Source organism: Leifsonia soli, assembly GCF_013408745.1.
Lineage (GTDB): Bacteria > Actinomycetota > Actinomycetes > Actinomycetales > Microbacteriaceae > Leifsonia > Leifsonia soli.
The window spans coordinates 94,406-117,652 of record NZ_JACCBJ010000001.1; the positions used below are offsets into that span (position 1 = coordinate 94,406).

Sequence of the window (23,247 nt, forward strand, 5' to 3'; positions counted from 1 at the left end):
TGGAAGGTCAACGTGGACAATATCGGTGTAGATTTCCTGTCCGAGCTGGTAGGCACAGCGATGCTGGTCCTGCTCGGTACCGGTGTCGTGGCGAACGTCGCCCTCATCAAGAACAAGGGCTTCAACGGCGGGTTCCTGATGGTCAACTTCGGTTGGGGCATCGCGGTGTTCTCGGGTGTGGTCGTCGCCTACAACTCCGGAGCGCACCTCAACCCGGCTGTGACCCTCGGACTCGTCGCCAACGGCGCCAAGACATTCGGCTCCGCGGCGGCGCACACCCTGGTGCCGGTCAACTTCATCACGGTGCTGCTGTACATCCTGGCTCAGCTGATCGGCGCGATCATCGGCGCCGTGCTGACGTTCCTGGCGTACAAGCGGCACTTCGACGAGGAGCCGGACCCGGCGAACAAGCTCGGTGTCTTCTCGACCGGCCCGGCCATCCGCGGCTACGGCTGGAACCTGGTCACCGAGATCATCGGCACGTTCGTGCTGGTCTTCGTGGTGATCGCGTTCGGCCACCAGCCCGGCCAGGCGGCCGGCCTCGCCGCCCTCGGGGCTCTCCCCGTCGCCCTCCTCGTGATCGGCATCGGCGCCAGCCTCGGTGGTCCGACCGGGTACGCCATCAACCCTGCTCGTGACCTCGGTCCGCGCATCGCTCACGCGATCCTCCCGATCAAGGGCAAGGGCTCGAGCGACTGGGCGTACTCGTGGGTCCCGATCGTCGGCCCGATCATCGGCGGTCTGATCGCCGGCTGGCTGGCGCTGCTGCTCCTCCCGCTCATCAAGTGACATCGGGGGCCGGCCGGGAGCCATCCCGCCGGCCCCTCCCCGTTCCACCCCCAAAGAACAAAGGAGTTACCTATGGCCGACTACGTCGTCGCCATCGATCAGGGCACGACCAGCACCCGGGCGATCATCTTCGACAAGTCCGGGTCGATCGTCTCGACCGGACAGCTCGAGCACGAGCAGATCTTCCCGAAGGCCGGCTGGGTCGAGCACAACCCGGTCGAGATCTGGAACAACACCCGCGAGGTCATCGGCCAGGCGCTCTCCAAGGCGGACCTGACCCGCCACGACATCGCGGCGGTCGGCATCACCAACCAGCGCGAGACCGCGGTGGTGTGGGACAAGAACACCGGCGAGCCGGTCTACAACGCGATCGTCTGGCAGGACACCCGCACCCAGCCGATCGTCGACCGCCTGGCGTCCGACGGCGGCACGGAGCGCTTCAAGGACATCGTCGGCCTGCCGCTGGCGACCTACTTCTCCGGCACGAAGATCGTGTGGATCCTGGAGAACGTCGAGGGCGCCCGCGAGCGCGCCGAGGCGGGCGACCTGCTGTTCGGCACGACCGACACCTGGGTGCTCTGGAACCTCACCGGCGGCCCGGACGGCGGCGTCCACGCGACGGACGTGACCAACGCGTCCCGCACGCTGTTCATGGATCTCGAGACGCTGAGCTGGCGCGACGACATCCTCGAGGTGTTCGGGGTGCCGAAGTCGATGCTCCCTGCCATCAAGAGCTCGTCCGAGGTCTACGGCCAGGTCGAGGCGTCCAGCCTCCTCCGCGAGGTGCCCGTCGCGGGCATCCTCGGCGACCAGCAGGCCGCGACCTTCGGCCAGGCCGCGTTCGACACCGGCGAGTCCAAGAACACGTACGGCACGGGCAACTTCCTCATCTTCAACACGGGCGAGGAGATCGTCCACTCGAAGAACGGTCTGCTGACGACCCTCGGCTACAAGCTCGGGGATGCGGCGCCGCACTACGCGCTGGAGGGGTCGATCGCGGTCACCGGCTCGCTGGTGCAGTGGCTGCGCGACAACCTCGGGATCATCTCCAGCGCACCGGAGATCGAAGAGCTGGCCAAGACGGTCGACGACAACGGCGGCGCCTACTTCGTGCCGGCGTTCTCCGGACTGTTCGCGCCGTACTGGCGGGCGGACGCGCGTGGCGCGCTCGTCGGCCTCACCCGGTACGTGAACAAGGGCCACATCGCCCGGGCGGTGCTGGAGGCCACGGCCTTCCAGACCCGCGAGGTGCTGGATGCCGTCAACGCCGACTCCGGCGTCGACCTCACGGAGCTCAAGGTCGACGGCGGCATGATCGCCAACAACCTGCTCATGCAGTTCCAGGCCGACATCCTCGGCGTCCCGGTGATCCGTCCGGTGGTCGCGGAGACGACGGCCCTCGGCGCCGCGTACGCCGCCGGCCTCGCCGTCGGGTTCTGGTCGGACCTCGACGACCTGCGCAAGAACTGGCAGGAGGACAGCCGCTGGACGCCGAACATGGCGCCGGAGGAGCGCGACCGTCAGATCCGTCTCTGGAAGAAGGCCGTCACCAAGACCTTCGACTGGGTCGACGACGACGTGCGCAACGCCTGAGCCGTTCCCCTCGAAGCGCCGTCCGGCATCCGCCGGGCGGCGCTTCGCCATTCGCCCGCCGACCTGGTTGCCACGACACGCCGTCCCGGCGCTCCGCCGACGGCGTGCCGCGTCAGCTCGATGCCGGCGGTGCGATGCGCGTCAGCAGCGGGGCGAGGTCGGCCAGGGTCGGGATGATGTGCACAGCGGCGGCGACGGCGTCGCGCTCGTCGTCGGGGGACGGCACGGCGTTGCGCCGGTTGAGCCACACCCCGGTGAGTCCGGCCCGGGCGGCGCCGATCGCGTCCGTCCTCAGCCGGTCGCCGACGTAGGCGGCCTGGTCGGGGCGGACCCCGAAGGCGTCGCACGCGAAGCGGAAGATCGCGGCTTCGGGCTTGGCGACCCCGACCTCCCCGGACGCGATCAGGTGGTCCATGCGGGCGTCGAGGCCGACCGCCTCCACCTTCCGGCCCTGGAAGGCCAGGTCGCCGTTCGTGATCAGGCCGAAGCGGACCCCCGGGAGGGCCGCCTGGAGCGCATCGAGCGCCGGCACCGCGTCGTCGTGCAGCGACCAGGCGGCGACGTAGTGCTCGAAGTAGTCGGCGAACCAGGCGCTCGCCTGCGCGTCGTCGAGTTCGACCCCGTGCCGGGCCGCGAAGTCGCAGGCGCGCGCCCGGCGCTGCCCCTCGAAGTCGAGGTCGCCCGCGAGGTAGGAGTGGTAGTGCTCCTCTTCGAGGTCGTGCCAGAGGGTGACCACCTCGTCCGCCTCGGCCGTCCCGTAGGGCGGGCCGAGAGTCTCGGCGTAGCGCAGGATGCCGGCCTCGACGGCGGCGCGATGCGCGAACAGCGTGTCGTCGAGGTCGAACAGCACGATCCGGAGGTCGCTCACGCGGGTGCCTGCACGTACGAGACGTCCGGCCAGTCGCCCGCCGCGCGTCCGGCGTCCGCCGGCAGAAGGGTGCCGCGCCACTCGTCGAACCGCTCGCCGCGCTGCTCGGCCCCGCCCGGGACGACGCCGTCCCAGCGGAAGCCGGCGCGGCGGGCCACGGCGGCGCTGGCGGCGTTGCCCGCCAGCGCGCGCCACACCAGTTTCCGCAGCGCGAGGCCGTCCGGTGCCGGTGCGAAACCGTAGCCGATCACCAGCGCGGCCGCCTCGGACATGATGCCGTGCCCGCGCGCCTCCGGCGCCATCCAGTAGCCGATCTCGCCCTGGTGCTCGCGGATGTCACCGATGCTGATCATGCCGACGAGTGCGCCCTCCGCCCGGACCGCCCACGTGCAGACCCGGCCGCTCGCCCAGCCGTCCGGGACGACGCTGGTCACGAATCCCACCGCGTTGTCGCGCGTGTACGGCGACGGCACGGTCGTCCAGCGGGCGATGGCCGGGTCGGCGCACACCTCGGCGATCCGGTCGACATCCGCGTGGCCGGGCGTCGAGAGCGTCACCCGCGCCCCCGTCAGGACGACCGGCGCCGGCATCAGCGGGCCCGTCTCAGCAGACCGATGCGGTCGTACGCCTTCTCGAGCGTGCCCTCCGCCACCTCGCTCGCGCGCTGCGCGTTGGTCGCGAGGATGCGGTCGAGCTCGCCGGGGTCGGCGAGCAGGTCGAGCGCGCGCTTGCGGACCGGGGCGAACTCCTCGACCACCACCTCCACGAGACCCTTCTTGAAGTCGCCGTAGCCTTTGCCCTCGTACTCGACCTCGATCGACTCGATCGTGCGGCCGCTCAGCGCGGAGTAGATCGAGAGCAGGTTGGAGATGCCCGGCTTGCCCGCGCGGTCGAACGACACGACGCCGTCCGTGTCGGTGACGGCGCGCATGATCTTCTTGCGGGTCACCTCGGGCTCGTCCAGCATCCAGATGATGCCCGCGCCCGACTCCGCCGACTTCGACATCTTCGACTCCGGGTTCTGGAGGTCGTAGATGCGCGCGCTGTCCTTCAGGATCATGGCCTGCGGAACGACGAACGTCGGGCCGAAGCGGCCGTTGAAGCGCTCGGCGAGGTCGCGGGTGAGCTCGACGTGCTGGCGCTGGTCGTCGCCGACGGGCACGACCTCTGCGTCGAAGAGCAGGATGTCCGCCGCCATCAGCACCGGGTAGGCGAACAGCCCGACCGAGGTCGCCTCGGCGCCCTGCTTGGCCGACTTGTCCTTGAACTGCGTCATGCGCGACGCCTCGCCGAAGCCCGTGATCGTGTTGAGGATCCAGGCCAGCTGGGCGTGGGCGGGCACGTGCGACTGCACGTAGAGGGTGGATGCGGACGGGTCGATCCCGGCCGCGATGTACTGCGCCGCGGTGCGGCGGGTCTTCTCGCGCAGCTCGGCCGGGTCCTGCGCCACCGTGATGGCGTGGAGGTCGACCACCGAGAAGAACGCGTCGTGCGTGCTCTGGAGCTCCTTCCACTGCAGGAGCGCTCCGATGTAGTTGCCGAGGTGCAGCGAGTCGGCCGACGGCTGCATGCCGGAGTAGAGGCGGGGGAGTGTCGTCATGGTTCTGCTTTCGAAATCTGGAGGGATGCGGATGCTTCGGGCCGTCAGAGCGCGTAGTCGACGACCACAGGCGTGTGGTCCGACCATCGCTCGTCGTAGGCGGCCGCGCGGTCGACCGACCAGCCCGTGACCCGCTCCGCGAGTGCGGGGGTCGCCAGCTGGTAGTCGATGCGCCATCCGGTGTCGTTGTCGAACGCCTTCCCGCGCCACGACCACCACGTGTACGGCCCGTCGACCTCGCCCGCGTGCTTGCGGACGATGTCGACCCAGCCGAGTCCGGCTCCGTCGTTGTACGCCGGGTCGCCCTCTGCGCCGAGGATGCGGTCGAAGTACTCGCGCTCCTCTGGCAGGAAGCCGGCGCGCTTGACGTTGCCCTTCCAGTTGCGGATGTCGAGCGTGCGGTGGCCGACGTTGAGGTCGCCCATCACCACCGCGAGCTCATTGTGCTTCTGCAGCTCGGGGAGCCGCGCCTCCATCGCGTCGAGGAAGCGGTACTTCTCGGTCTGCTTCTCCGTGCCCGCCTCGCCGGAGTGGACGTACGCGCTGACGACGGTGATCACCGTTCCGGCGACCTCGTAGTCGGCCTCCAGCCAGCGGCCCGCGCTGTCGAACTCGCTCGGGCCGAGCTCCACACGGTGGATGGACGCGCGGTGCCTGCTCGCGATCGCGACACCAGCGCGGCCCTTCGCGGTGGCCGGGTCGTGGACGATGTCCCACTCGTCGCCGAGCAGCCCCTGCAGGTCTTCGGACGAGGCCCGCACCTCCTGGATGGCGAGGATGTCGACGTCGCGCCCGTCGAGCCAGGCGCCCATGCCCTTGCGGAAGGCGGCGCGGATGCCGTTGGCGTTGATCGTGGCGATGCGCAAGCGACTCGAGGGCATGCTTCCAGCCTACCGGGGGCGGCCGACACCCAGCGGGCCCGCCGGTTCTCCGTCGAGCAGGTCATTCAGCCGCTGCTCGGCCCGCGCGACCCGGCGCTGCGCGGCGAGGCGGGAGAACCATCGTGCCGCCGCCAGCTCGTCCTGCGCCCGGGCCAGCTCCGACCGCGCGACGAGCACACGCGCCTCGTGCTCGGCGGCGGCGCGCTCCGCGGCTTCCTCCTCCGGGGTGACGGCCCGCGGCGAGAGGCCGCGGTCGAACATCCCGATCGCGATCCACGACGCCGAGAGCAGGATGACGCGCGAGATGAGGTTGAACCAGAGCAGGAGGCCGATGAACACGGCGAAGGTCGCCAGTAGCGGGTTCTTGTAGGTGCCGCCGAGGAGCAGCCCGCCGAGCGCGCTCAGTCCGGCGAGCACCAGTGCGCCGAGCAGCGCGCCGAAGAACAGGTTCCGCCACGGGATGGCGACGCGCGACATGATCCGGAACATCGCCCCCAGCGTCACGATGTTCAGGGCGACGGAGACCACGAGACCTGAGAAGCGGGCGGCCGCGTTCGTCCAGAACGAGTCGGACGAGAGCCCGGCCAGGTCCAGGATGAGCGTCAGCGCCTGCGTGCTCAGGATGCTGAGCAGCGCGGAGAACACGAACAGCACGCCGAAGACCAGCGCGAGCCCGAGGTCGCGCACCTTCTGCAGCACGTAGCTGGTGGTGTCGCGGCTGAGACGGAACACCGCGCGCACCGCCTGTCGCGTGTAGTACAGCCAGCCGATGGCCGTCCAGATCAGGCCGACGGCGGCGATGATGCCCGTCCAGCCGAAGGAGCTCGCGTTCCTGAGCTCGTCCTGCGGGATCGCGCCGACCGTCGTCGGGGTCTGGATGAGTCCGGGGACCGCCCGGTTGATCAGGGCGACGAGCGCGTCGAAGACGGCCTCGTTGCCCGCGAGCCAGAAGCTCGCGACCGAGAATCCCACCCAGACCGCGGCGAACACGGCGAACAGCGACTGGTACCCCATCCCGGCGGCGCGCAGATTGCCGTCCGAGTACGAGTAGTTGATGTACACGCGGTAGGGCCGCAGATCCTTGACCCACTTCGCCCAGCCCGTGACGCGGGCGACCGGGCGCTGGAACCGCCGCACCAGGGGGTCGGCGCGCTCCACCAGGCGCTCCTTCAGCGACTCCTCCGCCTCCGGCTCCACATTGCCCGCGGCGCGCTGGAGACCCGGGTCCGGCGGGGAGGGCTCGCCTCGGGACTTCTTGGCCACGCCGTCAGGATACCGAGGCCCTGGCCGGCCCGGAGATGCACGACGGCCCGCTCCGGTGCGGAGCGGGCCGTCGTCGAGGTCGTCGGGGGTGGATCAGGGCTTCCCGCGCATGATCGCCTGCTTCACCTCGGCGATCGCCTGCGTGACCTGGATGCCGCGCGGGCAGGCGTCGGTGCAGTTGAAGGTCGTGCGGCAGCGCCACACGCCCTCCTTGTCGTTGAGGATGTCGAGGCGCACCTGGGCGTTGTCGTCGCGCGAGTCGAAGATGAAGCGGTGCGCGTTCACGATCGCCGCAGGGCCGAAGTACTGGCCGTCGGTCCAGAACACCGGGCAGGACGACGTGCACGCGGCGCAGAGGATGCACTTGGTGGTGTCGTCGAAGCGGGCGCGGTCGGCGACCGACTGGATGCGCTCCTTGCCCTTCTCCGGCTTCGAGTTCGCGACGAGGAACGGCTGCACCTCGCGGTACGACTCGAAGAAGGGCTCCATGTCGACGATGAGGTCCTTCTCGAGCGGCAGGCCCTTGATCGCCTCGACGTAGATCGGCTTCGAGATGTCGAGGTCCTTGATCAGCGTCTTGCAGGCGAGGCGGTTGCGGCCGTTGATGCGCATGGCGTCCGACCCGCAGATGCCGTGCGCGCAGGAGCGGCGGAAGGTCAGTGAGCCGTCCTGCTCCCACTTGATCTTGTGCAGGGCGTCCAGGATTCGGTCGGTCGGGTACAGCTCGACGTCAAAGTCCTGCCAGCGCGGTTCCGTGTCCACATCCGGGTCGAAGCGGCGGATGATGAGGGTGACGGTGAACGACGGGACCGGGGCCTCGGGGGCCGGGGGAGTCTCGAGCACGGCGTTCGACATCAGTACTTCCTCTCCATCGGCTGGTAGCGGGTCACGACGACGGGCTTCCAGTCGAGCGTGATGTGGTCTGCCGCGTCCGACGAGTGCGGGTCGCCGGTGAGGTAGGCCATGGTGTGCTTCATGTAGTTCTCGTCGTCGCGCTTCGGGAAGTCGTCGCGCATGTGGCCGCCGCGCGACTCCTTGCGGTTGCGCGCGGAGTAGACGACGACTTCGGCGAGATCGAGCAGGAAGCCGAGCTCGACGGCCTCCAGCAGGTCGGTGTTGTAGCGCTTGCCCTTGTCCTGCACCTGCACCTTGCGGTAGCGGTCGCGCAGCTCGTGGATGGTCTGGGTGACCTGGGCGAGCGACTCGTCGGTGCGGAACACCTGGGCGTTCCGGTCCATCTCGTCCTGCAGCTCCTTGCGGATGGCGGCGATGCGCTCCGTGCCGGTGGAGGTGCGGAGCTCGTCGATCATGCCGCGGACGGCACCGGCCGGGTCTTCGGGCAGCGGCACGAAGTCGGCGGTCTTGACGTACTCCACCGCGTTGTTGCCCGCGCGCTTGCCGAAGACGTTGATGTCGAGCAGCGAGTTGGTGCCGAGCCGGTTCGAGCCGTGCACCGAGACGCAGGCGCACTCGCCCGCGGCGTAGAGGCCGGGGACGACGGTGGTGTTGTCGCGCAGCACTTCGGCGGCGGTGTTGGTCGGGATGCCGCCCATGGCGTAGTGCGCGGTCGGCATCACCGGGACGGGCTCGACCACCGGGTCGACGCCGAGGTAGGTGCGGGCGAACTCGGTGATGTCCGGGAGCTTGGTCTCCAGGACTTCGGCGCCGAGGTGCGTGCAGTCGAGCAGCACGTAGTCCTTGTGCGGGCCGGCGCCTCGTCCTTCCGCGACCTCCTGCACCATGCAGCGGGCGACGATGTCGCGCGGCGCGAGGTCCTTGATGGTCGGCGCGTAGCGCTCCATGAAGCGCTCGCCCGAGGCGTTGCGGAGGATGGCGCCCTCGCCGCGGGCTCCCTCGGTGAGGAGGATGCCGAGCCCGGCGAGGCCGGTCGGGTGGAACTGGAAGAACTCCATGTCCTCGAGCGGGAGGCCCTTGCGCCAGATGATGCCGACGCCGTCGCCGGTCAGCGTGTGCGCGTTGGAGGTGGTCTTGAAGATCTTGCCGAAGCCGCCGGTGGCGAAGATGATCGCCTTCGAGTGGAAGACGTGCAGCTCGCCGGTCGACAGCTCGTAGGCGACGACGCCGGCCGGCTGGGGGACGCCGTCGACGTCCGTCATGATCACGTCGAGCACGTAGAACTCGTTGAAGAAGTTGATGCCGAGCTTGACGCAGTTCTGGAACAGCGTCTGCAGGATCATGTGGCCGGTGCGGTCGGCCGCGTAGCAGGCGCGGCGCACCGGCGCCTTGCCGTGGTCGCGGGTGTGGCCGCCGAACCGGCGCTGGTCGATCTTGCCCTCGGGGGTCCGGTTGAACGGGAGGCCCATGTTCTCGAGGTCGATGACCGCGTCGATGGCCTCCTTGGCGAGGATCTCCGCGGCGTCCTGGTCGACGAGGTAGTCGCCGCCCTTGACGGTGTCGAAGGTGTGCCACTCCCAGCTGTCCTCCTCGACGTTCGCGAGCGCGGCGGCCATGCCGCCCTGCGCCGCGCCCGTGTGGGAGCGCGTCGGGTAGAGCTTCGAGATCACGGCGGTGCGGGCGTGCGGGCCCGCCTCGATCGCCGCGCGCATCCCGGCGCCGCCGGCGCCGACGATGACGATGTCGAACTCGTGGTAGTGGACGCCGTCGATGACGGTGGATTCAGTAGCTTCTGTTGTCACAAGTCTTCCGTTGTCGAAGGATCAGCGTGCCGGGCAGAAGGACGGCAGGTCGGCGGCGGCGGCACCGGCCGGGCACGGGTCGAACGTGAAGATCACGAGCGTTCCGAGCACGATCAGCACGACGACCGCGGCGAGGACGGCCCACTTCAGGACGCGGTTCACGACCCGGTTGTAGGCGTAGTCGTTGATGAGCGTGCGCATCCCGTTGCCGCCGTGGATCAGGGCGAGCCACAGCATCAGGAGGTCCCAGACCTGCCAGAACGGCGTGGCGTACTTGCCGGCGACGAAGGCGAAGTCGATCTGCTTGACGCCGTCGCCGAGGACGAGGTTGATCAGCAGGTGGCCGAAGATGAGGATCACGAGCACCAGACCGGATGCCCGCATGTAGATCCAGCCCCACTTCTCCCAGTTCTTGCCGCGGGAGGACCGGGCGGCGGGGGTGCGCGGCGCCTCGATGGTCGTCACGTCAGTTCACCTCCGAGAAGATGTGCACGAGCTGGACGGGCACGAAGCCGGCCATCAGGATCACCCAGAGCGCGATGACGATCCAGAACATGGCCCTCTGGTACTTGACGCCCTTGCTCCAGAGGTCGATCAGGATGATGCGGATGCCGTTGAAGGCGTGGAACACGATGGCCGCGACGAGGGCGATCTCGCCGAGTCCCATGATCGGGTTCTTGTAGGTGCCGATCACCGCGTTGTAGGCCTCGGGGCTCACGCGGATGAGCGACGTGTCCAGGATGTGGACGAGAAGGAAGAAGAAGATGGCGACGCCGGTGATGCGGTGGAGGACCCACGACCACATCCCCTCGCGGCCACGGTACAGAGTTCCGCCGGGCCGGGTCTTGGCCGGCTGCAGGGTCCCTGTCGCTTGGTCTGACACGGACAACCCTCCCTGGTTGCTGATCGCTGATGCGGCGCGGTGAGCGCAGCGCCAGTCTATGCCGGGAGGGGTCCAGCCGCCTCTTAGGGTGACCTCAGTTATCTCGACGTCGAGATAACCCGCCCTGTACGGCGGGATCGGCCCGGCGTACCGTCCAGCGCATGACACAGGACGAACCGATCATGCACGGAAGCACCGATGCGAGCGACGACGCCAAGGTCGCCGGCATCGTCGAGCAGGTCCGCGCGGACATGCAGCTGCGCAGCCAGGAGGACAGCGAGAAGACGCTGAAGCAGCGTCTCGACGAGTCCGGCATCCAGCTCCCGCCCGAGGAGGTCTCGCGGCTGGTGCAGGAGATCCAGAACGGTCCGTCGGTCGTCGACTGACCGACCCGCAGGCAGGCCGCCGGGCTAGAGCACGTCCGTCGAGCCGGTGATCTTCAGCGCGTCCACGACGGCCTTCACCCGCTGCGCGTTCTCGCTGGTGGTCACCAGCAGCGCATCCGGCGTGTCCACGACGACGATGTCCTTGACGCCGATCAGGCTGATCACGCGATTGCTCTGGCTCACCACGATGCCGCTGGACGAGTCGGACAGCACCCGGGCGTTCTCGCCGAGGATGGCGAGGTCCGACTTGCGGCCTCCCGAGTTGAGCTTCGCGAGCGACGCGAAGTCGCCGACGTCGTCCCAGTCGAAGTAGCCGGGGATGACCGCCAGCCGTCCGGCCGCGGCCGCCGGCTCCGCGACGGTGTAGTCGATGGCGATCTTCTCGAGCGCCGGCCAGATCCGGTCGACCGCGGGCCCTCTCTTCGCAGGGTCGTCCCACGCCTCCGCGAGCTCCAGCAGTCCGGAGAGCAGCTTCGGCTTGTTGCGGCCGATCTCCTCGAGCAGCTTGTCGGCCCGGGAGATGAACATGCTCGCGTTCCACAGGTACGACCCGTTCGCGAGGTAGCCCTCCGCCGTCGCCAGGTCCGGCTTCTCCTTGAAGGAGTCGACGGCCAGCGCGCTCGGCGCTCCCGCGATCTCCAGGCGCTCGCCGTAGTGGATGTAGCCGAAGCCGACCGCCGGCTCCGTCGGCTGGATGCCGATCGTCGTGATGTACCCGGCGCGCGCGGCGGCCGCCGCCTCCCGCACCGCCGACTGGAAGAGCGGGAGGTTGTTGATGACGTGGTCCGCGGCGAACGATCCGATGATCACGCCGGGCTCGCGGTGCTCCAGGATGGCGGCGGCGAGACCGATCGCCGCGGTGGAGTCGCGCGGCTCCGACTCGAGCACCACGTTCGGGTCCGTGAGCGACGGCAGCTGCGACTCGACGGCGGCGCGGTGGGCGCGGCCGGTGACGACCATGATGCGCTGCTCGCCGGAGAGCGGGACCAGCCGGTCCCAGGTGTCGCGCAGCAGCGTCTGGCCCGATCCGGTCAGGTCGTGCAGGAACTTGGGGGCGTCTGCGCGCGACAGCGGCCACAGCCGCGAACCGATGCCGCCGGCCGGGATCACGCTGTAGAAGCGCTCGATGGGCGGGCCCTGCGTGATCCTGCGCTTCTGAGTCATGCCGAAAGGATAGCGAGCGTCCCCGGACACCGGCTGTTCACGGCGACGACACCGGCGCCGCCTAACGTGCGGGTATGCGGGTCGCAGTGGTCAGCGAGAGCTTCCTCCCCACGGTCAACGGGGTCACGACGAGCGTGCTGCGGGTTCTCGACCATCTGGCGGAGGAAGGACACGAGGCGATCGTCATCTGCCCGGACGCGGGGGCGCCGGCGGAGTACGCCGGGTTCCGCATCCATCAGGTGCCTTCCGTCGCCTACCGGCAGTTCCCGGTGGGGCTGCCGAGCCCGCAGGTGCAGCGCATCCTCGCGGGGTTCGGTCCCGACGTTCTGCACGCGGCCTCCCCGTTCTTCCTGGGCGCGCAGGCGATCGCCGCGGCCAACCGGATGGGCGTCCCCTCCGTCGCGATCTACCAGACCGACGTGGCCGGGTTCGCCCGGAGGAACGGCCTCGGCGTCACCTCGGCCATCGCCTGGAAGTACGTCCGCTGGGTGCACGAGGGCGCCGACCTCACCCTGGCTCCGTCGGCGGCGAGCGAGTACGACCTGCGCACGGCGGGCGTCTCGCGCATCGCCCGCTGGGGCCGCGGCGTCGATCTCGTGCGCTACCACCCCAATAAGAGGAGGACGTCTGCGGCGGTCGCGCTGCGGGAGCGTCTCTCGCCGGACGGCGAGACCGTCGTCGGCTACGTCGGCCGCATCGCGCCGGAGAAGCAGGTGGAGCGCCTGCGCGCCCTGCGCGGGATCGGAGGAGTGTCGCTCGCGATCGTCGGCGACGGCCCCTCGCGCGACGCCGTCGCCCGCGAGCTCCGCGGCATCCCGGTCACCTGGCTCGGCCGCCTCGGCGGCGAGGACCTCGCCGCCGCCTACGCCGCCTTCGACGTGTTCGCCCACACGGGTTCGGAGGAGACGTTCGGCCAGACCGTGCAGGAGGCCCACGCCTCCGGTCTCCCGGTCGTCGCTCCCCGGGCCGGCGGACCGATCGACCTGGTCGAGCACGGGGTGGACGGCCTGCTGTTCCGCCCGTCGGACGACCGGGCGCTGCGCGCCGCCGTCGCCATGCTCGTCCGCGACGGCGCCCTCCGGAGGCGCATGGGGGAGGCGGGCCGACGGGCCGTGCTCGGGCGCAGCTGGGACGTGGTGTGCGGCGAGCTGACGCGGCACTACGAGCGCGTCATCCTGGGCGCTGTGGCCGCGACGGCGGTCCGGTGACGGCGGAGCGCTCGATCTCCCGGTTGCCCCACCCGTCCGCCGAAACGGAGGTCGGCCGGCCGTCGGGGCCCGACTCTGTCCTCCGTTCCTCGCGACGCGCCGAGCAGTGCGTGCTGATCGCCTCCGTTCTCTCTCGGCCCGTCCCGCGCACGAAAGGGAGGCGTATCCGGCGCGAGATCGCCGGATCGGCGCGAAAGGGAGGTGGATGGCGTGCGCACAGGCACGGGCTTCCTCAGCATCCAGCCGCCGGAGGGTTTGCGAGCGTACAGTGAGGTGGCCCCTCGGGCCGTCCAGCTCTCGAGTCGACACGACGTCGTCCGGACCACGGAGGTGACTCATGGCCAACCAGAATCGTCGCGGCATCCCGATGCCCTTCGTGACGCGCACCCGCCGGGTCGAGCCTCCCTCTCCGGCCGTCGCGACGTCGCCGGTCGAAGCGTCCGCCGGCCGGCGGAGCATGGTCGACAGTGCGATCTACGCCGACGGCGTCCGCGTCGCCTCCCCGACCTCCCTCGCCGAGACCTATGCGGCGCTCGACCGCACCCCGGGCGGTGTCGCCTGGATCGGCCTCTACCGGCCGAGCGAGCAGGAGCTGCTGTCGCTGTCGGAGGAGTTCAACCTCCACCCGCTGGCGATCGAGGACGCCATCGTCGCCCACCAGCGTCCAAAGCTCGAGCGGTACGACACGGTGCTCTTCGTCGTCCTCAAGGCGGCGAACTACCTGGACGTCCCGGAGGAGGTCGACTTCGGCGAGCTCCACCTCTTCGTCGGGCGCAACTTCGTCATCACGGTCCGCCACAGCGAGTCGCCGGACCTCTCGCACGTCCGCCAGAGGATGGAGAGCGAGCCGGAGCTGCTCGCGCTCGGACCGCAGGCGATCCTGTACGCCATCATCGACGCGGTGGTGGACGCGTACAGCCCGGTCGTCGCCGGTCTCGCCAACGACATCGACGAGATCGAGACCCAGGTGTTCGGCGGGGACGCCCTGGTCTCCCGCCGCATCTACGAGCTGTCGCGCGAGGTGATCGACTTCCAGCGGGCGACGCATCCGCTCTCGGCCGTGATGCTCGCGCTGGAACGCGGCTCGGTGAAGTACGGGGTGACCCAGGAGCTCGAACGCCGCCTGCGCGACGTCGCCGACCACCTCACCCAGGTGAATGAGCGCGTCGACGGGTTCCGCTATCTGCTTCGCGACATCCTGACGGTGAACTCGACGCTCGTCTCCGAACGGCAGAACGAGGAGATGACCCGGCTGGCGCACTCGAGCAACCGGCAGGGCGAAGAGGTCAAGAAGATCTCGTCGTGGGCGGCCATCCTGTTCGCGCCGTCGCTCATCGCCGGCATCTACGGCATGAACTTCACGCACATGCCGGAACTGGCGTGGCCGCTCGGGTACCCGCTCGCCCTCCTGGCGATGCTCGGGCTGAGCGGTCTGCTGTACTCCATCTTCAAGAGGCGCGGCTGGCTCTGAACCCCCTCCCCGAACGGGGGACGGGCTGCTCGAATGAGCACGTGCCAACCGCGTGAGCGTTTGTAACGCTTGCATGAAGAACCCGGATTTTCGAACGGAGTGGTTCGTCACATTCGGTAACGTGAACCGCAGAAGCCTGCGATTACCCGCGCGGCTACGCATCTTGGAGGAACAACCTTGACAATCACAGCCCGTAAGGCCGGCCTCGTCGGCCTGGCGGCGATCGGCGTCGTCTCGCTGCTCGCCGCGTGCTCGGCTGCCCCGTCGGACAGCTCGTCCGGTGGCGCCGCGAAGAGCGACTTCCTGCCCTGCATGGTCTCCGACTCCGGTGGATTCGACGACCACTCGTTCAACCAGCTCGGCTACGAGGGCCTGCAGCAGGCCGCGAAGTCGCTCGACGTGAAGTACAAGCAGGCCGAGTCGAAGAGCGAGAACGACTTCGCTCCGAACATCCAGAGCATGGTCGACGCCAACTGCAACCTCGTCGTGACGGTCGGCTTCCTTCTCAAGGACGCGACGGAGAAGGCCGCGAAGGCGAACCCCGACGTCGACTTCGCGATCATCGACGACAACGAGATCCAGGCGAAGAACGTCAAGCCGATCATCTTCGACACCGCCCAGGCCGCGTTCCTGGCCGGATACGCCGCCGCCAGCTACTCGAAGACCGGCATCGTCGGCACCTTCGGCGGCATGCAGATCCCGACGGTCACCATCTTCATGGACGGCTTCGCCGACGGCGTGAAGTACTTCAACGAGCAGAAGGGCAAGTCGGTCAAGGTCGTCGGCTGGGATGTCGACAGCCAGAACGGTCTCTTCACCGGTGGCTTCGACGCCAACGAGACCGCGAAGAACACCGCGCAGGGCATCATCGACCAGAACGCCGATGTGATCATGCCGGTCGGCGGTCCGATCTACCAGTCGGCCGCTCAGGCGATCAAGGACTCCGGCAAGCCGATCGCGATGATCGGCGTCGACGCCGACGTCTACGAGTCCGACCCGACCGTGAAGGACCTGCTCCTCACCTCGGTCATGAAGGGCATGAAGCCGGCGACCAACGATGTCGTCACCCAGGCCGCCAAGGGCAAGTTCGACGCGACCCCGTACGTGGGAACGCTGAAGAACGACGGCGTCGGCATCGCCCCGTTCCACGACTTCGAGTCGAAGGTGGACTCGGGTCTGCAGGGTGAGCTCGACAAGATCAAGGCCGGCATCATCGACGGCTCGATCAAGGTCACCTCGCCCTCGTCGCCCAAGCAGTAACAGCGACGAGAAACGCTCGACGGGGAGGTCAGCCACGGCTGGCCTCCCCGTTCCGTTCCATCCCTTGCCTTCCCTGCTCATCTGAGCACACACTGACATCTGCGCAGGAAGGTAGGGTGAGGATGCGCGACGAGGCCACCAGCCGTTCCGCGTGCCCCTCCTCACACAGGCTCTTCGCTCCGCCCGGGCGAGTAGAGAAGGAAACCCACCCGAATGAAGCTCGAACTCCGCGGGATCACCAAACGGTTCGGTCCCCTGGTCGCGAACAACCACATCGATCTCACGGTCGAACCCGGCGAGATCCACTGCCTGCTCGGCGAGAACGGCGCAGGCAAGTCCACCCTCATGAACGTGCTCTACGGGTTCTATCAGCCCGACGAGGGCGAGATCCTGTTGGACGACGTGGTCCAGCATTTTGCCGGTCCCGGCGACGCCATGAAGGCCGGCATCGGCATGGTGCACCAGCACTTCATGCTCATCCCCGTCTTCACGGTCGCCGAGAACGTCATGCTCGGCCACGAGCAGACGAAGTTCGGCGGCCGCCTCGACCTCAACGCCGCGCGGGCCAAGGTCCGCGAGATCTCCGCCCGGTTCGGCTTCGACGTGGACCCCGACGCACTGGTCGAGGACCTCCCGGTCGGCGTCCAGCAGCGCGTCGAGATCATCAAGGCGCTGTCGCAGGACGCCAAGGTGCTCGTCTTCGACGAGCCGACGGCCGTGCTGACGCCCCAGGAGACCGATGAGCTCATGGCGATCATGCGCCAGCTCAAGGAGCAGGGCACCGCGATCGTCTTCATCACCCACAAGCTGCGCGAGGTGCGCGAGGTCGCCGACCGCATCACGGTCATCCGTCTCGGCACGGTGATCGGCGAGGCGCAGCCGACCGCGACCAACGTCGAGCTCGCGTCGATGATGGTGGGCCGGGCGGTGTCGCTCACCGTCGACAAGAAGCCCGCGACGCCCGGCGATCCTGCCCTGGTCGTGAAGGATCTCTCGGTGATCGACCCGCTCGGGCAGATCGTCGTGAACAATGTCAGCTTCGAGGTGGCCGCCGGAGAGATCCTCGCGATCGCCGGCGTGCAGGGCAACGGCCAGACGGAGCTGACGGAGGCGATCATCGGTCTCCAGCCGCGGGTGCAGGGTGAGATCGTGCTCGACGGGAAGCCGATCCAGGGCAACAGCGTCCGCAAAGTGCTCGACGAAGGAGTCGGGTTCGTGCCGGAGGACCGCAACGAGGACGGCCTGGTGGGGGAGTTCACCATCCAGGAGAACCTCATGCTCGACCGTTCGACGGGCGAGCCGTTCGTCAAGGGCGGCAACATCCAGTTCTCGTACCTCAAGCAATTCGCCGAGGAGAAGGTGAGTGAGTTCGACGTCCGCACCCAGTCCATCGACGAGAAGGTCGGCCGGCTCTCCGGCGGCAACGCGCAGAAGGTCGTGCTCGCACGCGAGCTCAGCCGCGACCTGCGGCTGTTCGTGGCGGCGCAGCCGACGCGCGGCCTCGACGTCGGTTCGATCGAGTTCGTGCACAAGCGCATCGTCGCGACCCGGGATGCCGGCGTCCCGGTGATCGTGGTGTCGACCGAGCTCGACGAGGTCGCCGCCCTCGCCGACCGCATCGCCGTGATGTACCGCGGCGGAATCGTAGGAATCGTGCCGGGCAACACGTCTCGCGACGTGCTCGGCCTCATGATGGCCGGCGAATCGCCGGAGCAGTCAGGAGCAGCAGCATGACGGGGACCCCCACGCCCGGGCAGCCTGTGGCGCCGGCCCAGCCCGCGGAGCCGGGAAATCCGGCTCCCGCAGCCCAGGGCGATGAGCCGTCGCGCTGGAACCAGGCGGTCCGCGAGATCATGGGCGGCCCGGTGGTCATCTCGATCCTCGCGGTCGTCCTCGCCCTGATCGTCGGCGCCATCCTCATCGCAGTGACCGACCCTGAGGTGCAGCGCGCCGCCGGGTACTTCTTCGCGCGGCCCGGCGACACGTTCTCCGCTATCTGGACGTCGGTCTCCGACGCGTACGTCTCGATGTTCCAGGGCGCGATCTACAACTTCCGCCGGCCGTCTTTCAGTGCGGGGATCCGTCCGCTGACCGAGACGCTCACCTTCGCGACCCCGCTGATCGTCAGCGGTCTCGGCGTCGCCCTGGCGTTCCGCGTCGGCCTGTTCAACATCGGTGGTCAGGGACAGATCCTCATCGCCGCCGCCGCATCGGCGTGGGTCGGATTCTCGTTCGACCTCCCGCCCGTCGTGCACCTGGTGCTCGCCGTCGTCGCCGGCATCGCCGGCGGCGCGATCTGGGCCGGCATCGTCGGCCTGCTCAAGGCCAGGACCGGCGCCCACGAGGTGATCGTCACGATCATGCTCAACTACATCGCGTTCTATCTGATCTCCTACATGCTGCGCACGCAGGGGCTCCTGCAGGCGCCGGGGTCGAACAACCCGAAGGCGCCGGCGGTGCACCCCAACGCGGTCTTCCCGCCGCTGTTCGGCTCGCAGTACAACCTCACCTGGGCGTTCGTGCTGGTGATCGGCGCCACCGTGTTCGTCTGGTGGCTGATCAACCGGTCGAGCCTCGGCTTCCGCTTCCGAGCGGTGGGCGAGAACCCGAACGCGGCGCGGGTCGCCGGCATCAACGTGAAGAACGTCTACGTGTACGCGATGCTCATCGCCGGTGGTCTCATCGGCATCACGGGCGCCAGCCAGGCGCTCGGCGTGTTCCCCGCCGGCATCAGCTCCGGTGTGGATGCGGGCATCGGCTTCGACGCGATCACCGTCGCCCTGCTCGGCCGGTCGCGCCCGTGGGGCGTGTTCGTCGCCGGTCTGCTGTTCGGAGCGCTCAAGGCCGGTGGCTACACCATCCAGGCGGCCAATGACATCCCGATCGACATCGTGCTGATCCTGCAGTCCCTGATCGTCCTGTTCGTCGCCGCGCCGCCGCTGGTGCGCGCGATCTTCCGCCTGCCCACTCCGGGGAGCACTCCCCGGAGACAGCGTCCCATCGTCACGAAGGAGGTGGCGGCCAAGTGAGCACCACCGCCCCCGCCGTTCCCAACTCCTCGCCGATCGTCCTCGAGAAGGCGGAGATCCGCTCGTGGAAGGCGCCGATCGCGTTCGGCATCTTCGTGCTGATCAGCATCATCCTGTTCTTCGGGTTCTCCCGCCACGGGGAGAGCACCTTCCGGTTCTCGGAGAAATCGGACGCCGTCCGCCTGCCCACCCTGACGGTCGACAGCTTCGCGACCACGACGGTCGTGACCGTCCTCCTGCTGGCGCTGACCCTGTGGAGCGCGTACCTGTCCTACCGCGCGCGGAGGACGCCGATCTGGGTCGTGATCGTCTTCTCGCTGCTGTTCATGTTCGCGTTCCTGACCTGGGCCGACTCGGGCAGCCCGTACCCGGTGCCGGTGACCGGCCTCCTGCTCGGCACGATCAGCCTCGCCGTCCCTCTGGTCTTCGGCGCCCTCGGCGGCGTCGTGTCGGAGCGCGGCGGCGTGGTGAACGTCGCCATCGAAGGTCAGCTGCTCGCCGGTGCGTTCGTCTCCGCCATGACGGCGACGCTCACCGGCAGCTGGGCGGTCGGCCTCATCGCCGCGATGGTCGCCGGCGTCCTGGTGTCGTTCCTCCTCGGCGCGTTCGGGATCAAGTACCTCGTCGACCAGGTGATCGTCGGCGTCGTGCTCAACGTCCTCGTCATCGGCCTCACGAGCTTCCTGTACTCGAAGGTGCTCGCGGGCAACCCGCAGCTGCTCAACCACCCGCCGCGCCTGCCGAGCTGGCCGATCCCGGTGCTCAGCGAGATCCCCATCATCGGCAAGGTGCTCTTCGACCAGTCGATCATCGAGTACCTCATGTACCTCGCCGTCTTCCTGGTCTGGTTCGGTCTGTTCAAGACCCGCTGGGGCCTGCGTCTGCGCTCGGTCGGCGAGCACCCGGAGGCCGCGGACACGGTCGGCATCAAGGTCAACAGCACGCGGTTCTGGAACGTCGCTCTCGCGGGCGCCATCGCCGGCCTCGGCGGCGCGTACTACACGCTCGGATCGGTCGGGGCGTTCTCCAAGGAGATGACCGCGGGCCAGGGCTTCATCGCCCTCGCCGCCGTGATCTTCGGGCGCTGGGATCCGATCCGGGCCACCCTCGCGGCCCTGCTGTTCGGCTTCGCCACGAACCTGCAGAACGTTCTCAGCACCATCGGCTCGCCGGTGCCGAGTGAGTTCATGCTGATGCTGCCCTACGTCGTGACGATCCTCGCCGTCGCCGGGCTCGTCGGGCTCTCCCGGGCTCCGGCAGCGGACGGAAAGCCGTACATCAAGTCATGAGCGCCGTCGACCAGAACCCCGGGCCGATCGACTGGGACGCCCTGCGCTCCGCCGCGATCGAGGCCAAGTCGCACGCGTACGTGCCGTACTCGAAATTCCCGGTCGGCGCGGCGGCGCTCGTCGACGACGGCCGGATCGTCAGCGGCTGCAACGTCGAGAACGCCAGCTATGGTGTGACGCTGTGCGCCGAGTGCGGGCTCGTCTCGTCGCTCGCCATGACCGGCGGCGGCCACCTCGTCGCGTTCACCTGCGTGAACGGCGACGGCGACATCCTGATGCCCTGCGGACGCTGCCGCCAGCTGCTCTACGAGCACTCGGCGGAGGGGATGCTGCTCGAGACGGTCTCGGGCATCCGCACCATCGATGAGGTGCTGCCCGACGCCTTCGGGCCGCGCCAGCTCGCCGCCTACGCGGCCGAGCACGACAACGACTGAAGAGGAACACCTTCGTGACCGACCGTGCACCAGAGGTCGAGGCGTTCGACGCCGTCGACCTGATCAGGACGAAGCGCGACCGCGGCGAGCTCAGCACCGCGGAGATCGACTGGCTGGTCGACGCCTACACGCGCGGCTACGTCGGCGACGAGCAGATGTCCGCGATGACCATGGCGATCTTCCTCAACGGGATGACGCGGCGTGAGATCAAGGATCTCACCCTCGCGATGATCGCGTCGGGCGAGCGGATGGACTTCGCAGGGTTAGGCAAGCCGACCGCCGACAAGCACTCAACCGGGGGCGTCGGCGACAAGATCACCCTGCCGCTGATGCCGCTGGTCGCGACCTTCGGCGTCGCCGTGCCGCAGCTGTCCGGCCGCGGTCTGGGCCACACCGGCGGCACCCTGGACAAGCTGGAGAGCATCCCCGGCTGGCGGGCGAACCTCAGCAACGAGGAGATGCTCGCCCAGCTGCGCAACGAGGGCGGCGTGATCTGCGCCGCCGGGTCGGGCCTCGCTCCGGCCGACGGCAAGCTGTACGCCCTGCGCGACATCACCGGGACGGTCGAGGCCATCCCGCTGATCGCCTCATCGATCATGTCGAAGAAGATCGCGGAGGGGACCGGCGCGCTGGTGCTCGACGTGAAGTTCGGCTCCGGTGCGTTCCTGAAGGACATCGAGCGCTCGCGCGAGCTCGCCCGGACGATGGTGGAGCTCGGCCGGGATGCCGGCGTCGCGACGTCGGCGCTGCTGACCGACATGAACATCCCCCTCGGGCTCGCGATCGGCAACGCGAACGAGGTGCGCGAGTCCGTCGAGGTGCTCGCCGGCGGCGGCCCCGCCGACATCGTCGAGCTGACCGTCGCGCTCGCCCGCGAGATGCTGGCCCTCGCCGGACGCCCGGACGAGGACGTCGAGGCGGCCCTGAAGGACGGCCGCGCCATGGACAAGTGGCGCGAAGTCATCCGCGCCCAGGGCGGCGACCCGGATGCGGCGCTTCCGGTCGCGAAGGAGACGCACACCGTCGTCGCCGACCAGGACGGCGTCCTCGTGGAGCAGCAGGCGCTGCCGTTCGGCATCGCCGCCTGGCGCCTGGGCGCCGGGCGTGCCCGCAAGCAGGACCCGGTGCAGCACGCGGCCGGGATCGACCTGCACGCGAAGCCCGGCGATGAGGTCAGGGCCGGACAGCCGCTGTTCACGCTGTCGGCCGACGAGCCCGCTCGGTTCGAGCGCGCGCTCGAGGCGCTGGAGGGCGCCTACCGGATCGCGGCGCCCGGCACCGCGTACGAGCGCGGCCCGCTGATCGCCGACCGCATCGCCTAGGGTTGGACGCATGAGCGACGCCTGGAACGAGTACACGCTGGCCGACGGCACGGAGATCCGCCCGCTGCCGAAGGTCTCCCTCCACGATCACCTCGACGGCGGCCTCCGGCCCGCGACGGTGCTCGAGCTGGGGCAGGAGATCGGGCTCGAGCTGCCGGCGCAGGATGCGACCGAGCTGGGCCGGTGGTTCGCCGAGAAGTCGAACTCGGGCTCGCTCGTGGAGTACCTGAAGACCTTCGACCTGACCACGGCCGTGATGCAGACGCGCGAGGGCCTCGTGCGCGTGGCCCGGGAGTCGGTCCAGGACCTCGGGGCGGACGGCGTCGTGTACGGCGAACTCCGCTGGGCCCCCGAGCAGCACCTCTCCGGCGGCCTCAGCCTCGACGAGACCGTCGACGCCGTTCAGGAGGGCATCGAGCAGGGCATCGCCGACGTCCGCGGCGCCGGGGGACGCATCCGCATCGGTCAGCTCGTCACCGCCATGCGCCACAACGACCGCGGTCTCGAGATCGCCGAGCTCGCCGTCCGCCACCGCGACCGCGGCGTGGTCGGCTTCGACATCGCCGGCGCGGAGGCGGGCTTCCCCGCCTCCAACCACCGCGCCGCCTTCGACTACCTGGCGTCGGAGTTCTTCCCGGCCACCGTCCACGCGGGCGAGGCCGACGGCCTCGAGAGCATCCGCAGCGCGCTCCTCGACGGCCGCGCCCTGCGCCTCGGCCACGGCGTGCGCCTCGCCGAGGACATCACCGTGGAGCGTCAGGACGACGAGAACACCTACGTGACCCTCGGCACGCTCTCGCAGTGGGTGAAGGACCGCGAGATCGCCCTCGAGACGAGCCCGACGTCGAACCTGCAGACCGGCGCCATCGCCGCGTGGGGCGACGACATCCTCGACCACCCGTTCGACCTCCTCTACCAGCTGGGCTTCCGCGTCACCGTCAACACCGACAACCGGCTGATGAGCGGGACGACGCTGACCCGCGAGCTGAGCATCCTCGCGGACGCGTTCGCCTACGACCGCACCGACCTGGAGATCTTCCAGCTCAACGCTGCGGCGGCGTCCTTCCTGCCGCTGGAGGAGCGCGAAGAGCTCTCGGAGATCATCACAGCGGGTTTCGAGGGTTCGTAACCCCTCGGGCGTTACGCTGAA

At 69.0% G+C, this 23,247-nt stretch carries 22 protein-coding genes; 12 read left to right on the plus strand and 10 right to left on the minus strand.

Features of this window, described 5'->3' with window-relative positions; genetic code table 11:
* The first annotated feature begins 12 nt into the window (after nucleotides 1-12).
* Together BJ963_RS00435 and glpK are read left to right on the plus strand one after the other, a co-directional pair.
* Nucleotides 13-789, plus strand: a complete 777-nt coding sequence (locus BJ963_RS00435; RefSeq protein ID WP_179453825.1) for an aquaporin — start codon at nucleotides 13-15, stop codon at nucleotides 787-789.
* A 72-nt stretch (nucleotides 790-861) separates the two neighbouring features.
* Nucleotides 862-2,382 (plus strand): glycerol kinase GlpK, encoded by a 1,521-nt coding sequence (glpK, locus tag BJ963_RS00440; RefSeq protein ID WP_179453827.1) that lies wholly within the window; start codon nucleotides 862-864, stop codon nucleotides 2,380-2,382.
* Nucleotides 2,383-2,494: 112 nt separating this feature from the next.
* On the opposite strand, the gene BJ963_RS00445 is transcribed toward glpK, so the two are convergent.
* From BJ963_RS00445 to sdhC, 9 genes are all read right to left on the minus strand, one after another.
* Nucleotides 2,495-3,250 carry an HAD-IA family hydrolase gene (locus tag BJ963_RS00445; RefSeq protein WP_179453829.1) on the minus strand — a complete coding sequence of 252 codons (756 nt, stop codon included), beginning with the start codon at nucleotides 3,248-3,250 and terminating at the stop codon, nucleotides 2,495-2,497.
* Nucleotides 3,247-3,840 carry a GNAT family N-acetyltransferase gene (locus tag BJ963_RS00450; protein WP_179453831.1) on the minus strand — a complete coding sequence of 198 codons (594 nt, stop codon included), beginning with the start codon at nucleotides 3,838-3,840 and terminating at the stop codon, nucleotides 3,247-3,249. The genes BJ963_RS00445 and BJ963_RS00450 overlap by 4 nt, the downstream gene beginning before the upstream one ends.
* Nucleotides 3,840-4,850 (minus strand): tryptophan--tRNA ligase, encoded by a 1,011-nt coding sequence (gene trpS, locus BJ963_RS00455; RefSeq protein WP_089913421.1) that lies wholly within the window; start codon nucleotides 4,848-4,850, stop codon nucleotides 3,840-3,842. Before trpS ends, BJ963_RS00450 begins: the two co-directional genes overlap by 1 nt.
* Before the next feature lie 44 nt (nucleotides 4,851-4,894).
* Complete coding sequence (locus tag BJ963_RS00460) at nucleotides 4,895-5,731, minus strand: exodeoxyribonuclease III (protein WP_089913419.1); 837 nt, start codon at nucleotides 5,729-5,731, stop codon at nucleotides 4,895-4,897.
* 9 nt (nucleotides 5,732-5,740) lie between these two features.
* Nucleotides 5,741-6,994, minus strand: coding sequence for a YhjD/YihY/BrkB family envelope integrity protein (locus tag BJ963_RS00465; RefSeq protein ID WP_179453833.1), 1,254 nt, complete (start codon nucleotides 6,992-6,994; stop codon nucleotides 5,741-5,743).
* 93 nt (nucleotides 6,995-7,087) lie between these two features.
* Nucleotides 7,088-7,849 (minus strand): succinate dehydrogenase iron-sulfur subunit, encoded by a 762-nt coding sequence (locus BJ963_RS00470; protein WP_179453835.1) that lies wholly within the window; start codon nucleotides 7,847-7,849, stop codon nucleotides 7,088-7,090.
* Nucleotides 7,849-9,651: a succinate dehydrogenase flavoprotein subunit gene (gene sdhA / locus BJ963_RS00475; protein WP_089913411.1), complete on the minus strand. Its 1,803-nt coding sequence runs from the start codon at nucleotides 9,649-9,651 to the stop codon at nucleotides 7,849-7,851. The genes BJ963_RS00470 and sdhA overlap by 1 nt, the downstream gene beginning before the upstream one ends.
* A 21-nt stretch (nucleotides 9,652-9,672) precedes the next feature.
* The gene (locus BJ963_RS00480; RefSeq protein ID WP_089913409.1) at nucleotides 9,673-10,116 is read right to left on the minus strand and encodes a succinate dehydrogenase hydrophobic membrane anchor subunit; all 444 of its coding nucleotides are present in this window, start codon (nucleotides 10,114-10,116) and stop codon (nucleotides 9,673-9,675) included.
* A 1-nt stretch (nucleotide 10,117) separates the two neighbouring features.
* Entirely contained in the window at nucleotides 10,118-10,534 is a 417-nt protein-coding gene (gene sdhC, locus BJ963_RS00485) for a succinate dehydrogenase, cytochrome b556 subunit (RefSeq protein WP_089913406.1), read from the minus strand.
* 161 nt (nucleotides 10,535-10,695) lie between these two features.
* On the opposite strand from sdhC, the gene BJ963_RS00490 reads away from it, so the two are divergent.
* The gene (locus BJ963_RS00490; protein ID WP_179453837.1) at nucleotides 10,696-10,920 is read left to right on the plus strand and encodes a hypothetical protein; all 225 of its coding nucleotides are present in this window, start codon (nucleotides 10,696-10,698) and stop codon (nucleotides 10,918-10,920) included.
* 24 nt (nucleotides 10,921-10,944) lie between these two features.
* On the opposite strand, the gene BJ963_RS00495 is transcribed toward BJ963_RS00490, so the two are convergent.
* Complete coding sequence (locus tag BJ963_RS00495; RefSeq protein ID WP_089913400.1) at nucleotides 10,945-12,084, minus strand: mannose-1-phosphate guanylyltransferase; 1,140 nt, start codon at nucleotides 12,082-12,084, stop codon at nucleotides 10,945-10,947.
* Nucleotides 12,085-12,158: 74 nt separating this feature from the next.
* On the opposite strand from BJ963_RS00495, the gene BJ963_RS00500 reads away from it, so the two are divergent.
* The 9 genes from BJ963_RS00500 (at nucleotide 12,159) to BJ963_RS00540 (ending at nucleotide 23,226) form a co-directional block, all read left to right on the plus strand.
* Complete coding sequence (locus BJ963_RS00500) at nucleotides 12,159-13,292, plus strand: glycosyltransferase family 4 protein (RefSeq protein ID WP_179453839.1); 1,134 nt, start codon at nucleotides 12,159-12,161, stop codon at nucleotides 13,290-13,292.
* Nucleotides 13,293-13,629: 337 nt separating this feature from the next.
* On the plus strand, nucleotides 13,630-14,763 hold the full coding sequence (locus BJ963_RS00505; RefSeq protein ID WP_179453840.1) for a magnesium and cobalt transport protein CorA: 1,134 nt from the start codon (nucleotides 13,630-13,632) through the stop codon (nucleotides 14,761-14,763).
* Nucleotides 14,764-14,940: 177 nt separating this feature from the next.
* A complete protein-coding gene (locus BJ963_RS00510; RefSeq protein ID WP_179453842.1) occupies nucleotides 14,941-16,023 on the plus strand; it encodes a BMP family lipoprotein in 1,083 nt (360 codons plus the stop codon).
* 213 nt (nucleotides 16,024-16,236) lie between these two features.
* The gene (locus BJ963_RS00515; RefSeq protein WP_179453844.1) at nucleotides 16,237-17,757 is read left to right on the plus strand and encodes an ABC transporter ATP-binding protein; all 1,521 of its coding nucleotides are present in this window, start codon (nucleotides 16,237-16,239) and stop codon (nucleotides 17,755-17,757) included.
* Nucleotides 17,754-19,052: an ABC transporter permease gene (locus BJ963_RS00520; RefSeq protein WP_179453846.1), complete on the plus strand. Its 1,299-nt coding sequence runs from the start codon at nucleotides 17,754-17,756 to the stop codon at nucleotides 19,050-19,052. Before BJ963_RS00515 ends, BJ963_RS00520 begins: the two co-directional genes overlap by 4 nt.
* Complete coding sequence (locus tag BJ963_RS00525; RefSeq protein WP_179453848.1) at nucleotides 19,049-20,341, plus strand: ABC transporter permease subunit; 1,293 nt, start codon at nucleotides 19,049-19,051, stop codon at nucleotides 20,339-20,341. Before BJ963_RS00520 ends, BJ963_RS00525 begins: the two co-directional genes overlap by 4 nt.
* On the plus strand, nucleotides 20,338-20,775 hold the full coding sequence (locus BJ963_RS00530) for a cytidine deaminase (protein ID WP_089913380.1): 438 nt from the start codon (nucleotides 20,338-20,340) through the stop codon (nucleotides 20,773-20,775). The genes BJ963_RS00525 and BJ963_RS00530 overlap by 4 nt, the downstream gene beginning before the upstream one ends.
* 14 nt (nucleotides 20,776-20,789) lie before the next feature.
* Nucleotides 20,790-22,097, plus strand: a complete 1,308-nt coding sequence (locus tag BJ963_RS00535) for a thymidine phosphorylase (RefSeq protein WP_179453849.1) — start codon at nucleotides 20,790-20,792, stop codon at nucleotides 22,095-22,097.
* A 10-nt stretch (nucleotides 22,098-22,107) separates the two neighbouring features.
* A complete protein-coding gene (locus BJ963_RS00540) occupies nucleotides 22,108-23,226 on the plus strand; it encodes an adenosine deaminase (RefSeq protein ID WP_179453851.1) in 1,119 nt (372 codons plus the stop codon).
* Nucleotides 23,227-23,247 lie beyond the last annotated feature (21 nt).